General features: G+C 35.5%; 9 protein-coding genes. 5 read left to right on the top strand and 4 right to left on the bottom strand.

Annotated elements, in window-relative coordinates; genetic code table 11:
* Positions 1-148: 148 nt before the first annotated feature.
* Both U735_RS0113055 and U735_RS0113050 read right to left on the bottom strand, forming a co-directional pair.
* Positions 149-847 (bottom strand): LytR/AlgR family response regulator transcription factor, encoded by a 699-nt coding sequence (locus U735_RS0113055; protein ID WP_031444245.1) that lies wholly within the window; start codon positions 845-847, stop codon positions 149-151.
* Positions 840-1,970, bottom strand: coding sequence for a sensor histidine kinase (locus tag U735_RS0113050; RefSeq protein ID WP_031444244.1), 1,131 nt, complete (start codon positions 1,968-1,970; stop codon positions 840-842). Before U735_RS0113050 ends, U735_RS0113055 begins: the two co-directional genes overlap by 8 nt.
* A 228-nt stretch (positions 1,971-2,198) precedes the next feature.
* Between U735_RS0113050 and U735_RS0113045 the strand changes: the two genes are divergently transcribed.
* The 5 genes from U735_RS0113045 (at position 2,199) to U735_RS25035 (ending at position 10,472) form a co-directional block, all read left to right on the top strand.
* Complete coding sequence (locus tag U735_RS0113045) at positions 2,199-3,086, top strand: ABC transporter ATP-binding protein (RefSeq protein WP_031444243.1); 888 nt, start codon at positions 2,199-2,201, stop codon at positions 3,084-3,086.
* Positions 3,087-3,089: 3 nt separating this feature from the next.
* Positions 3,090-6,656: an ABC transporter permease/M1 family aminopeptidase gene (locus U735_RS0113040; protein WP_031444242.1), complete on the top strand. Its 3,567-nt coding sequence runs from the start codon at positions 3,090-3,092 to the stop codon at positions 6,654-6,656.
* Positions 6,657-6,968: 312 nt separating this feature from the next.
* On the top strand, positions 6,969-8,066 hold the full coding sequence (locus U735_RS0113030) for a pyridoxal phosphate-dependent aminotransferase (RefSeq protein WP_031444241.1): 1,098 nt from the start codon (positions 6,969-6,971) through the stop codon (positions 8,064-8,066).
* 37 nt (positions 8,067-8,103) lie between these two features.
* Positions 8,104-8,940, top strand: a complete 837-nt coding sequence (locus U735_RS0113025; RefSeq protein ID WP_051892143.1) for a transporter substrate-binding domain-containing protein — start codon at positions 8,104-8,106, stop codon at positions 8,938-8,940.
* Between the two features lie 722 nt (positions 8,941-9,662).
* Positions 9,663-10,472, top strand: a complete 810-nt coding sequence (locus U735_RS25035; RefSeq protein WP_031444239.1) for a collagen-like domain-containing protein — start codon at positions 9,663-9,665, stop codon at positions 10,470-10,472.
* A 661-nt stretch (positions 10,473-11,133) separates the two neighbouring features.
* Here the strand turns inward: U735_RS25035 and U735_RS0113010 are convergent.
* Together U735_RS0113010 and U735_RS0113005 are read right to left on the bottom strand one after the other, a co-directional pair.
* Entirely contained in the window at positions 11,134-11,829 is a 696-nt protein-coding gene (locus U735_RS0113010; RefSeq protein ID WP_031444238.1) for a fibronectin type III domain-containing protein, read from the bottom strand.
* A complete protein-coding gene (locus tag U735_RS0113005; protein WP_031444237.1) occupies positions 11,826-14,450 on the bottom strand; it encodes a T9SS type A sorting domain-containing protein in 2,625 nt (874 codons plus the stop codon). The genes U735_RS0113010 and U735_RS0113005 overlap by 4 nt, the downstream gene beginning before the upstream one ends.
* Positions 14,451-15,000: the final 550 nt, after the last annotated feature.

Genomic DNA, 15,000 nt, shown 5'->3' with positions numbered 1-15,000 from the left:
TAGGGGCGTAGCGACATCGAACTTTTTTCGTGAGGTACATGAATTCTTTACTTTAAAATAATAAGCTATGAATTAATCTTATTCAAGATTCATAAATACCAAAATAAAACATTAGACCAGTAATTTGTAAATGTGTTTGGAATAGTAATTAAATGTTATATAGCTTATTTACATTGCTTTTGTATGTCTGTCCAATAGGAATTCTATATTCGTTTATCAAAATGCTATTACCTTCTATAAATTTAATTTTATCAATAGCAACAATAAACGATTTGTGAACTCTCAAAAAATTATCTTCATTTAAAATAGATTGATATTGCGATATTTTTTCATGGCTTATAATCATTTCACCCTTTAAGAACAATTTGGTATAGTTTCCGTGGGCTTCAATATAGAGTAGATCCTTCAAATCTATTTGATGATACTTTTTATCACCTTTTATAAAGAATCGCTTAGAAGTTTCAGATGTAATTTCTTTTGAAACTGTTTTAGGCAAATGTATTTCGGAAACTTTGTTTACAGCTTTCACTAATCGGTCGAAACTAAAAGGTTTTAAAATATAATCTACAACATTCAACTCAAACCCTTCTAAAGCATGTTCCTTATAGGCAGTTGTAACTATGGTCAGTGGGGGATTTGATAATGTTTTTAAAAAATCCAAACCTTTTAATTTAGGCATATTAATATCCAAAAAAATAAAATCGACCGTACTTTTATTTAGATACTGCATGGCTTCCATAGCGCTGTAGCAATGTTTCTCTAATTGTAAATGTGGTAACATGCTACAATACTCTTCAATAATTTCATGAGCCAACGGTTCATCATCAATAATTATATACTTAAGCATGTTTAGCAATCTTTAAGGTTGTTATATATAGGTTATGTGACACATCAACTTTTAACTCATGTTTGTTTTTATATAATAAAGATAGTCTTCTTCTTATATTTTGTAAGCCTATTCCGTTTGATGGACTTATTTCATTAGGATCAAAATTATTTTCAATTGAAAAAACAATAAAATCTGTTTCTTCCTTTAAGTTAATATGTATAAAAGCATTTTCAGCTAAAGTTTCAATGCCATGTTTAAAGGCATTTTCCAAGAGAATAATGTACAACAAAGGTGCAATAGTTAAACTGGTATCCACGTCATGATTAAAAATAATCTCTACAGACTTTTTATAGCGTATTTTATGTAATTCAATATAGTTATTTAGGTATTCTATTTCATTTTCAAGGGTTACCATTTCCTTATCTCCTTCATAAATGGTATATCGCATCATATCAGATAATTTTAAAATTACCTCTGGAGCTTTTTCAGATTGTTTTACGGTTAAGGCATACAGATTATTCAAGGTATTAAAGAAAAAATGTGGGCTTATTTGCGTTCTTAACATTGATAATTCTGCTTTTGCTTTGTCCGCTTTAAGGTTTTGAAGCCATTTCCATTGCTCAAAAAGCCAAATAAGAAATAATATAGGAATTGGTAAAAAAAATAAATAGAAAGGAAAGTCCTCTTTAATTTTTAGGTATGTCTCTAAATTCCCAGTAAACAATCTTAAGTACAGAAAATATAAAAATAAAGGACCATATATAAATGAAATTAACTTCCAATATTTTTTTATAAAATCAGGAATTAAAAGATAAGCAAAACCAAACCAAAATACCATTAGAAGAATAAAAGTGACTGGATTATCGGGCATCTGCATATAAGAATCTATAAACAATGCAACAAAAAAGAGCACAATTAAGCCCAATACATTTAAAACTGTTTTCTTCTTGGTTTTTAAATAGCTGTAATTATAAAATGGTAATGCAACTAATATTCCCCAAAAAATAGCATAAATAATAATTTCTAATGGATTGTTTTTTGGAAGGAGAATAAATTCAAAAAAATTCATCACATAGAATATTGGAAACATAAGTAGAACCCCAATAAAAAATGCTTTGTATTTATTTAAAAACTGTACCATAGAACAAAAGTAAGTACGTAATTCTGCATTAACAAGAAAGTTGATAGACACTACTAAAATCAACACGAACGCTATTGTTTTCTACATGAACATAATTGATACTGTTTTTCATTAAATATGGCTTTATAATAATGTTATACATCATATAAATTATAAGGGACTCTTTCTTCAATTTATGTTTGTCCCAAATTAAAACTAAAACAGCACTTCAATTAGAAATCAACAGATATGAATACACTAAAAATCCATAATTTAAGTAAGACCTATCCTAATGGTGTTAGGGCGTTAAACGACATTAATTTAGAAATCACCAATGGAATGTTTGGTTTGCTAGGAGCAAATGGAGCTGGTAAGTCTTCCTTAATGAAAACTATTGCATCATTACAAGAACCCACTTCTGGAAGTATTTCCTTTAATGGTTCCGATATCATTAAAGAGCCAGAAAATATAAGAAAATATTTAGGCTATTTACCACAAGAGTTTGGTGTGTACCCAAAAATTTCGGCCGAAAAATTATTAGATCATTTGGCAGTTTTAAATGGAATATTAGACACAAAGCAACGTAAAGAGCATGTGACAGCCTTGTTGCAACAGGTTAATTTGTATCAACACAGAAAAAAATCAGTGTATACATTTTCTGGTGGTATGCGTCAACGTTTTGGGATTGCACAAGCCTTATTGGGAAATCCGCAGTTAATTATTGTAGATGAGCCAACTGCAGGTTTAGATCCAGAAGAAAGCAATCGCTTTTTAAACTTATTAAGCGCAATAGGAGAGAACGTTATTGTCATTTTATCTACACACATTGTTGAAGATGTTAGAAACTTATGTCCAAAAATGGCCATATTATCTAATGGTGAAATTATTTCTGAAGGAAACCCGAAAGATTTAGTTGCGAGTATTGAAGGCAAAATATGGACAAAGATGGTACTTAAAAAAGACATTGAAGTATACAAAAAAACCTTTGATGTTATCTCAACAAAATTAGTTGCAGGTGAAACACAACTTAGAGTATTATCCGATTATAAACCTGAAGATGGTTTTGAAGCTATTACACCAAATTTGGAAGATTTTTATTTCGCTATACTTTTTAATAATTCAACAAAAAAGCAATAAGTCATGTTTACTAAATTATTAAAATTTGAAGTTTTTTATCAGTTAAAACAACGTGCATTTCTTATATTCGCTGTCTTATTTTTATTCTTGGGAGTTTTTGTTGGTAGACAAGGATTTGCACCAACAGGTGTTAATTATAACTCTGTATATCAAGTTTATTTCCACACAAGTTTGTTTACTTTAGGAAGTGTTTTTATCATCATGTTCTTTGCCATTAGTGCTATGCTTAGAGATAAGCAAAACCATATGGAACAGTTAATTTACAGCTCTTCCATACAAAAGGCCCATTACTTTTGGAGTCGGTTTATAGGCACATTTATATTTAGCGTCCTGGCATTTACACCATTTATATTAGGCTATATTTTTGGGAATTATTTTTCTGATCTGGATGCAGAACGTTTAGGTGATTTTCAATTGCTAACTTATGTTCAACCATGGTTATATATAGTTGTGCCAAATATATTTGTCTGTTCGGCCATCGTATTTTCTGTATGTACCTTAACAAAAAACAGTACAGCAACGTATGTAAGTGCCGTCTTTGTTTACATGTTGTATTTTGTTAGTTCCCTCTTTCTAAATTCGCCATTATTGGCACAGGCCGTTCCAGCATCACCAGAAAGTATGGCCATTGCTGCAATTGCAGATCCCTTTGGTATTGCTGCTTTTTTTGAGCAAACGCAATACTGGACGCCTTTCCAAAAAAACTCACAATTACTATCTTTTTCCGGATTGTTTTTATGGAATAGATTGATTTGGATAGTAGTAGGTTTGGGTATTTTATTTGGTACCTACAGCTTGTTCTCTTTTAGAAAAATCTCCAAAAAAGTAAAAAAAGCCAAAAAAGTAACGGGCCAAACTACCCAATTAGTAGCTTATAGACCTTTAAAGACATTACATAATTTTAAAGCACAGTATTTAGCATTTTTCTCTTTGCTAAAGATAGAATTGAAAAGTGTGTTTAAGAGTTTGCCATTCATTGCGGTATTGATTATGTGGTTAGCTATTGTGTTTTCAGAATTATATAGCACAGTTATTAGTGGTGGGGAATATGGCGTTAGTCAATATCCATTTACAAATCAACTCATAAGTTTAATAGTAAACCCTCTAACGCTCTTTAGTCTCATTTTAATTATTTTCTATTGTTCCGAAATTGTTTGGAAAGAGCGAAGCATAAACTTCCACTTAATTGTTGATGCCCTACCAACAAAGAACGGCGTGTTCTTTCTCTCAAAATTTTTTGCAATCCTATTATTACCGGTCATCCTAATTACAACCGGAATTATAATGTGCATGCTGTTTCAGATAAGTTTAAACTATACAAATTTTGAGTTTGGCCAATATGCATCTTTATATTATCATTACGGATTGCAACTTGGTGTATTTAGTATGATTGGGTTGTTTATTAGCAGTTTGGCGAAAAGCAAATATTTAGGTATGGGTGTTTTTGGTTTGTTTGTGCTGTTAAGTTTAAAATCTGATGCAATTGGTCTTGAACACCCTTTAACTAGTCTTGGGTTTATACCAAGAATTTCTTATTCCAATATGAATGGTTTTTATGGTGGATCAAACCTATATAACCATTTGGCCATCTATTGGTTGGCTTTTGGTTTGTTAATAATGTTGGTCATTTTTAAAATTTGGAATAGAGGCGTAACGGCTAACTATTCAACAAAACTAAAACTACTAAGAAGTGGTTTTACAAACTTTCAAAAATTATCTTTTTCATTTTTAATCATAGTATTTTTAAGCTTCGGAAGCGCGGTTTTTTATAATTTGAATATCGTTTCAGATTATTTAACAACAGATGACGGTTTAGAATTTAGAGAACAGTATGAAAAAAAATTCAAACAGTACGAAGACTTGGTACGCCCATATGCCATATATAGAAAAACAGAAGTTGCTATTTTTCCTGAAGAACGACGTTATACCATAAAGGCAGATTATATATTGAAAAACGGAGGTGAACAACCTATAACTAAAGTTTTTGTTACACAACGCCTTCCGTTGGAAACCATCGCTATTGAAAATGCAAATTTAGTAACCCACGACAGTGTGTATGGTATTTATATATTTCAGTTTGAAAAGCCGTTACAGCCCAACCATACGGTAGGCTATAATTTTGAATTGAAACACCATCGTAAAGGTTATGAAGAGGACAAAACCATTGTAAATAATGGTACCTATATCACACACACAAATTTTGAACCTATATTGGGGTATAGCTCTGGATTGGAAATTACTGGCAAGGTAGAACGGGAAAAGAGAAATTTGCCAAAGCGTGAAGTAGAAATTATCTCTGATGCACATATTGCTCTTGAAGATTTTAACAATGAAAAAACAGATTTCGAAACCATTGTATCTACCAGTAGCAAGCAAACGGCATTGAGTTCTGGTAACTTGGTAAAAAAATGGGCAGAAAATAATAGAAACTACTTTCACTATAAAACCAAGAATAAAGTCATCCCAATGATTGCCTATTTTTCAGCCGACTATAAAACCAAAAAAGTGGATTACAAAGGAATTTCTATTGAGCAGTATTTCGATGAAGCTCATTCATTTAACATTGAAGACATTGAAAACAGCACCAAACGAACCATAGATTATTGTGAGGAAAACTTTGGAGACTATGCTTTTGACCATATTAGAATAGCAGAAGTACCATCACATTGGTCTTTTGGTGGCTTTGCGCATCCAGGAATGATCAGTATGGTTGAAGACCGTTTGTATTTGGTAGATGTTAGTAGGGAAGAAACATTCAATTTGGTTGCTAAAAGGGTTATTCATGAAGTTGCACATCAATATTGGGGACATACGCTGTCTGCCAAACCAGTTGCAGGTGGGTCTGTCCTTATAGAAGGTTTTGCAAAATATACCGAAGCCGTTGTCATGGAAAAAATGTATGGCAAACGTGCTGTATACGCCTTGAGTGAAAATGCCAGGAGGCGTTATTTTTCAGGAAGATCATATGCAACCGACCTAGAACCACCAGTTTATAAGGTACTAGGCCAAGGTTATATTTCTTATGGAAAATCATTAAACGTTATGCTGGCATTACGAGATCTTATTGGTGAAGAACAAGTAAATCGTGTTTTAAAAAAAATAACCGATACCTATCGCAACAGTGATACCTTAGAAGCCAATACCATTGAATTTTTGGATTTGGTTTATAACGTCACTCCAAAAGAGCATCATCACTTAATAGACGATTGGTTTAAAAAAATAATAACGTATCACTTAAGCATAGAGGAAAGTTCTTATGAAGAATTGGAAAATGGTACTTATGAGATTACTGCAACCGTAAAATCCAGGCGATTTGAAACTATAGGTAAAGGGGAAATAATCCAAATAGGAATAAACGAACCTATTAAAATTGGAGCCTTTAAAACACATCCATCAATGGTAAAAGAGGACAGTTCCGTATTGTATTATGAGTCAAATCAAATCAATAAGGAAATCACCGAAGTTAAGTTTATAGTAAGTGAAATTCCCGATTACATTGCTATTGATCCTTATGGAACGCGTTCTGATGAGAATTTAGTTGATAATATATTTAGATTTAAAAAAAAATGAATTCAAAAGAAATAGTTAGCTTTTAAATGGCACCCGCCCGAACGCCCGCCATTGTCATTCAGGCGGGCCTGCCCGACATTGTCATTCAGGCGGGCTTATTATGCGATCCAAAGCCTGTCCTGAGTGGAGCCAAAGGGATAGGAGGGATGGCAATGTGCGTGGAAGTATCTTGTAATTTCAAGAATTAATCCAATAGCTATTCGCAATAATTAGGTGTCATATTTCCATAATAGGTAAAAATAAAACTAAAGCATTTAACTGTTTTACCCTATATAAAAAAAATACGTAACTTATTTTCAAAATTGATTGGAAATGAATAGAAGAAACTGGTTATCAAAGGCAACACTCGGTTCTACGGGAGTGGTAATACTTCCACATTTAGGAATTGCCATGCCAAAGACCAACCTAGGTGATACCTATCTTAGATTAGCTTCCAATGAAAATCCATATGGGTGCTCGGAACATGTAAAAAAGTCCTATTTAACTTCTGCTTCAGCTATTAATAGATATGCTTTTCCGTCAATACCTCAACTAAAAATAGCCCTGGCAAAACGTTTTCAACTAACAGCGGAAAACATTTTATTGGGTGCTGGCTCCTCCGGTATCTTGGAAGCTGTCGTACATTTTATGCTACAAAGGGAAGGTGATGTAACCACTGCCACACCTACCTTTGATATATTGCCTTCCATGTTGGAAAAGTTTGGCAGAAAAGCACACTATATACGCTTAAAACAAGATCATACCCTTGATTTGGATGCTATGTTGGCCAAAACCCAAGAGCATCCGGGTTTGGTATATATTGTCAATCCCAATAATCCTATTGGTACGGTCGTAGCTTCTCAAGAGCTTAGGCAGTTTATTACTGAGGCCACTAAATATTCCTACGTCTTAATTGATGAGGCCTATCTTGAATTCTGCGATAACCCGGAATCGATGATAGATATGGTTATAAATCCAAGGGTCATGGTGATTAAAACATTCTCCAAAGTATATGGTTTGGCAGGCCTACGTATTGGGTATGGTTTTGCACATAATGAGTGGGTCAATGAATTGGAAAAATTTATGATTTTTGCCGGTCTCCCTATATCCTCTCCTTCCTTTTCTGTTGCTACGGTGGCCCTTGATGACGAGAATTTTGTAGATTTTGTGGTAAAAAAAAACACAGAATCCAAAGCCATTGTAGTGGAGACTTTGAGCAAATTGGAAATCGACTACATTCCGTCGCAGACTAGTTTTATTCTTTTTGATATTTCAAAATATCCAACGGATTTTATGATGGATATGAAAAATAAGGGAATATTGATCGGGACCCGTGACTATTTGGGCAAGAAGTGGTGTAGAGTGAGTATGGGAACGGTGGAAGAAATTAAAGAATTTACAAAAGTTCTTACGGAACTTTGGAAGGCATAAAATTATCGTGTTAAGGCACGTTTTTTAAAATTAATCCATGTTTAAAATTAACTTCCAAATTAAGAATATAGTCCTTGTATTCGTATTACTACTACTTACGGCCTGCAGCCCTAAATTATCCAGGACCAACAAGTATTCTAATTCGGTTGCAGCCAATGTATCACCAATATTAAATACTATACTTGGCAGGGATACCGTTAATATTGGTACTACAGGTGATTTTATGCCATTTTCCTATAAAACAGACTCTAGTAACAACTATTTGGGAATAGATATAGCAATGGCCAAAGATTTAGCCAAGCACCTTGGTGTAAACCTTAAATTTATAGAAACCACTTGGCCTACATTAATGACAGATTTAATGGAGGGAAAGTTTGATGTTGGTATGAGTGGCATCACCATTACCAGCGCTAGAGAAAAACAGGCATTATTTAGCATTCCGGTGTATTCTAGCGGAAAGGTTGCTATAACTCGGGATGAAAATGTTTCTTTATACAATAGTATAGAAAGCATTAACAGAAAAGAGGTTAAGGTTATTTTTAATCCTGGCGGTACCAATGAATCTTTCGCCAGGGAAAATTTTCCAAAGGCCACACTGATATTGAATGAAGACAACATAACCATTTTTCAAAAACTGATAGACAAACAAGCAGATGTAATGGTTACGGATGCTATAGAAACCAGAATACAAGAACAAATACATAAAGAATTGGAAGCTGTTAGCCTTAACAAGCCCTTTAATTCTTTTGACTTTGGCTATCTGATCCAAAAAGACTCCGTTTTTAAAAGGCTTATTGATGAATGGCTTTTAGTAAAAAAACAGGATAGTATAGTGGAAAAACTATTACAGCAGGAAATTGCCAAATTGGAGTAATTTTTTGTGCAAGGCTATAAACGCTATTTGCTATCTTTCCTGATTTGGATAGCTGCCAACCCAATAATACGGCATAAAAAATGGAAGATCTTATAGATCTTTTATTTTTTGAGCCGGTTGGGTCGATGGCTTGGTTATAACTAAAATATCCTGCGCCTACTTGCCATGGATTTTTTTACAGGAGGGTTATGTAACTTGAACCTTGGTTACGTCCTAATTAAAAAGATAAGGTAGTGAAAGGTCCAATCAAAAGCAGTAGATCTTCAATGAATAAATCTAGCAATTTTGCTAGATTCATGGACTCCTTTTCAAATTAATAAAATCTTCGTCAATGAACTTTTTTTTAACTGCCCGTAAGTAGGCGCAGAGGAGATTGCTATTTATTAGTGAAACTCAATTTTGAGAAGTCGGTAAGACGCACTTAAAATTGCAAGTTGAACTAATCCCGCCATTTTCGGCGGGATCTAGGTTCAATACCTAGACCCATGGGTCGATTCCTATTATTGTGTTCAGGGCCTGCCTTTGTCGGTAGACAGGCTTGCCCTGAGGTTTAATACCTTTTATAAAAAAAAAAATAAAAAGCTAAGTATACATGTTTTCAGGGAATTAGCCTTTTACAACAACAATGTGGCATTTTTCTTACAATATAAACATGACTGATACGTTTTTTTCTTCAAGTAAATTTTGATAAAAATATAAACCAAACCAATCAAATCTATTTTATGAAAAAACATTTTAAAATTATTGCTTGTTGTGTATTGTTGTCGTCTATTTCACTGACCTCATGTAGTGTAGATGATGGCGTTGATGGAGCTATGGGGCTTCAAGGTATTCAAGGAGAGCAGGGTATACAAGGAGAGCAGGGACCAAAGGGCGACAAAGGGGAAACTGGGGATGCCGGAGCCGACGGCCAAAATGGAATTGACGGAAAAGATGGAATCGATGGTGTTGATGGCCAAGATGGTGTTGATGGAATTGATGGTCAAGATGGTGCCGATGGCCAAGATGGCCAAGATGGCAAAGATGGTGTTGATGGACAAGATGGTGTTGATGGTCAAGATGGTGCTGATGGTCAAGATGGTGTTGATGGAGTGGATGCGACAGTAGTTGCCAGTACTTGGATCGCCCTAACGGAAAGCGATTTTACAATTTCTCAAAAGACCGCTGGTTATGGGGATATGTACGATGCCAGTTACAGCACTGCGCTATTAACGCAAGCGGCTTTGGATCAGGATGTTATTTTGGTATATCTTAAATTGAGTACGGGCCAAATTGTTCAAATGCCCTATGTATATCATGCAGACGAGATGATGGCAGTTGCATATACCGCTATGCTAACATTGAATAGTTTAGGAATCAATGTAACGCCTTCCTATCGTCTAGAATATACCCATTTAACAGATCCGTTGGAAATCAGTGTTAGGTTTGTGATCATTCCGGCTACTACCATAGCACCTACGGCTAAAGGCGTCCAGAAGGATTTTAAGAAAATGAGTTATGAAGAAGTGATTTCTTATTTCGATTTACAATAGGATAAGTCTATCGATATAATAAAAGACGTTCTTTCCAACTGTGGGGAGAACGTTTTTTTTATGTTTAATTTTCATTTTGGCTTAAGGTTACTCTTGCCAACTGAGCGTTTTAAAGCCATAGAATTACAGTGCCTTCTCTTTCTTTTTTTGAAAGGTGGGGCGAAGGCAAAGTTGTTGCTATGTTCATGTTTTTTATTAGTGAAACTCAATTTTGAGAAGTCGGTAAGACGCACTGAAAATTGCAAGTTGAACTAATCCCGCCTTTTTCGGCGGGATCTAGGTTCAATACCTCGACCCTTGGGTCGATTCCTTTTATTGGGTTCAGGGCTTGCCCTGAGGTTTAATGCCTTTTATTAGGCCTCCCAATATTTAAGTCAAAACTGGGCGGGCCGTAAAGAAAAAGCCCAGGGGGAATAATTTAGGGAGTCAGCTATCTGGGGTTCAGTCAATTAATCATTCAAGGAGCATCTATATTTTGGCTCAGCCAGCGAGACCTTTTAAAAAAACGTTCTCAATATTACATTGGTAATGTTCTATCAATTTGTAAGACCAAACCTAAGATCAACATTTATAATGTTTTGCGTTTTGACACTTTGTTTTGGGTAAGGTGAAAAAAATTAAATTTCAAGACTACCTTTATAGTAATAATAACTGTATTTAACTAATCGGCTATGGTTATAGTGTGAATAGAAACAGAGAAATTTCCAAAACTATCTTTACTTTTTACCTGAACGTTATATGTGGCTCCTGCTAAAGCATTAATAGGATCCAATTCAACTGTTGTCAAATCTTCTTGTTCCTCAATGATGGCATCATTTTCCATTACAACAACATCATAGGTCAAAAGATCCCCATCTTCATCGTTCCCAATCCAAGATATAGCCAATTCACCATTATTTGTATTATAAAGCATAGTAATTTCGGCGGCGAACGGTACATAATTACCTATCGCCTCACCGGGTGTGATAAATGAAAAGGTATCACTTTGGGTCTCACCATTATTGTTCTTTGCAGTTACCATCCATGAGTATGATTTTCCTTTTTCGAGTGTAAATTTGCTTTGATTGGTTGTTGCTGTCGCATCACCAATTTCGACATCAGATTCAAAAACTTGTACTAAATAGCTAGAGGCATTTTCAGCAGCTGACCAACTTATGGTGATAGTCGCCATGTTCGCTTCTCCGGAAACCTCCTCAAAATCAGTGCACGTTTCGCCATTTACCGGTAGAATACCAACAGCTTTTCCAGGTAGTATTGATTCCATTTTATTTGTCTCTGATCCCGATTTCGAACACCCAGCTATAAATGCAATCAAAAATGTAAATACCATAGTATATCTTTGCAGTAGTGTTTTCATAGTTTAATGATTTTAAAGGATTCTAAATCTCCTTTTGACAAAACATGTACGATATACAATCCGGGAGTACAATTATCCAAATGAATGTTGTTAACCCCTCCAGTTTCTGTTTTTTCACTTAAAACAAGCTGCCCAACTGAATTATAAACTCTTATTTCGGTAACCGTAGATCCGCCCGACATTGACAGCAGGCCAGAGGTAATGGTCGGATAGACCATAATTTGAGCTTCCAGAGAAAATGAATCGTCAATTTTTCCCTGACAATCATTATTTCCTGAAATAAGAACTTTGTTCGACATTTTTAAGTTATGTAGTACAATCTCGTTATCTATGGTGGAATCGAATACGTATTTTTTTTGAATTCCATTGACATTTACCATATACTCGTTGCTTCCCGAAACGATATATCTAGCACTTCGGGATTTATAATCAGCTCCTTGAAACTTTCCAGCAATACTGCTCAGCTCGTTAACCTTAACCCCGAAAGTTTGCTCATGAAGAACAGCGGGTATAGAAACCGTGACATCATAAGTACCTGGCGCTAGGTCGTCTACTTTTAAATTTCCATTCAAATTTATAGCTTTAAAACTTTGGTCCCTTCCTTCACCTACAATATGAATATCAAAGCTATAGCCTATAAGCGTAGTAGCTATTTCAATGATCCCATTGTCGACATTGGGACAGGTAGGGGTCGCGCCATAAACACTTATAGCATTCAAAGCGATCAGGTCACAGCCAGAATTGTTCACTGGAACTCCAGGAAATGTATTAGGACAAACATCGTCTACATTCGCAATTCCATCCTTGTCGTCATCTGGTGGAGGGACGCCCAGCTCTGAAAGTGGCCTTGACCAAATTCCATTGGCCTCAATTGCTGCAAACATGACATCATCGTGTACTAATAGCTTGATGATACGTTTGGGTCCCATTCCCTCGGTCAGGGGATACCAAGAACTTCTTCCTTCGGTACTTACCTGAACCCCATTAAAAGTGGCCACGTATACGGCATCCCCTAAAATCTCTACGTCCCACATGTATTGTGTATCGTTGGCTATAAAGGGCAGCCAGTGACCGCCAAGGTCTTCACTTACCCAAAGACCTTGGGTTGTTGTTACATAAAGTTTGTCATTATGATATTCTAGATCAATGGGACGCTGATTGCTATATTGTCCTGGTATAGCAATATCACTCCAACTCTGTCCCAAATCTGTGGAGAGGAATATTTCACCCTGATAGGTCCCTAAGACAATAGTATCTCCTTTAATCAACATGCTTATGTATTGAAAATTAGGATTTAGACCAGCGGTTTGAGCTAAAATCCAAGTTTCTCCCATATCGGTGGAGAGAAGCACACCGGTTCCAGATTCGGAAGTAACCAAAACACCGTTGTCATATGCCAGATGCCCGGTATACTTAGAATAAGAATTAGAAAGATATTTGGGAACCCATGAATCTCCATTGTCGCTTGAACTGAAAACCCCTCCAAAAGTGCTAACAAAAAGGGTATTGTCCACGTTAACTATATCTGGAGTGTTTTGAGGATATCTTGGTCTCAAGAATTCATTATTTACAATACTCCAATTTTGACCATTGTCATTCGATCTGTAAATACCGTCGCTTCCAGAGGCAAAAACATAATTTTCGTTTTTGGCCATGCTATACGCAGATTGTGCCCTAATACCATTGTTTTTCACTGACCATGTTAGCCCGTCATCGACACTTTTATTAATACCGTCGGAGGCAGACATAATTATACCTTCATCCAAGAACAAAAGATTACTAACAAAACCTTCAGTATTAGGCTTCTGGACTAACGTCCAACTTTGTCCAATTTCCGATAAGTAAAAATATCTTCCCTTGTTCGTGGTAGCGTACAAGGTCCCTTCATGACTCTGCATACTGGTTATACTTGCCCCGGGGGACGGTATATTGGCGTTAGTCCAGGTTAATGCATCTTGACTAAAAAAGACGTTGGATTGATCTGCAATAAACAACATATCATTATGTGTCGTCATTGAGCTTACTCCATTTGGCGAGAGCCCCGGCACAATAATTTCGACCCATGTATCCCCATGGTCTTGGGTTTCGTATAGTTTATTATTTCGCTTGGCATAAAGTTTTGAATTGTAAACATGTAAGTTGACAAATTGATGACCAGTTGTCCCCTCTGTTTTGAACTGCCAAGTATCCCCCTTATCAGGTGAATATATCAGGCCGCCATAAGCCAATCCTCCATAAATGTTATCTCCTTCGATAAATATGTGATATGAGGTTTCATCTTTTTGTAAAGGACTTATAGAGGTCCAACTATCGCCTTGATTTTCAGAGACATAAATTCCCTTGTTTTCGATACTGGTATAAAGAATACCATCTTTTTCGAACATGTCATAAATACGTGGATTGTTAGGGAAACCGGAATTGCTGGGATTCCATGATTCGCCATTATCTATAGATTTATAAACTCCGCCCCACTGGGTTGTTAAAACTAAGCTATTCTGAACTTTAAAAATTTCTTCAGTAGAGCCACCAATGGGCCCTGAAGTTTGGGTCCATTGAGAAAAAGAAGAATTGGAGTATAAAAGGCTTATGCAAAAAAATAGTAAATGTTTAACATGGGCCATATTCGTAAGGCTTTTTTTTTAGTGTGTGTTTCGTGTAAAGAAAGTCATTTTTAATATGAAATAGTTTTTAAAAATGATGAACGGAACGCAAAAGTCGACGGGAAGCTATTTTGAATGATAATGGTGCCTGGCCCGATTGGTAATGTTCTATCCATTTAAAGGACCAAAAGCAGGATCAACATTTATAGAAAGATTGAATGCAGCAGCATAACAACAAATACCGGACATTTAAAACCCTAAATTATCATAAAGCTATTCATATCCCTTTGCTTCAATTTATAATTCCACTATTCCTTTTCGCACATATCAGCGTAAAAGCTCAGGTAAATGATAAGCAGTTACCCATCATTATTGATTGGGATTTGCTGAATTGGACATTGGGGTATTGGCCGCACACAGTATTATGATTGTGATGGATATGGTTGTCTTCAAACAATAAAAGAAGGGTATCCCGGAAGGCTGAATGAACAATTATTGGCCCAAGTGGCCGGAATAGAGATAATGGCAGGTTGATAACCTATTATATGAGCCAACGGCAGGAGGGAAGGCT

The sequence above is a fragment of the Arenibacter algicola genome (assembly GCF_000733925.1).
GTDB lineage: Bacteria > Bacteroidota > Bacteroidia > Flavobacteriales > Flavobacteriaceae > Arenibacter > Arenibacter algicola.
The sequence above is the reverse complement of the archived record's forward strand: the minus strand, read 5'-3'. Positions and strand labels throughout refer to the sequence as shown.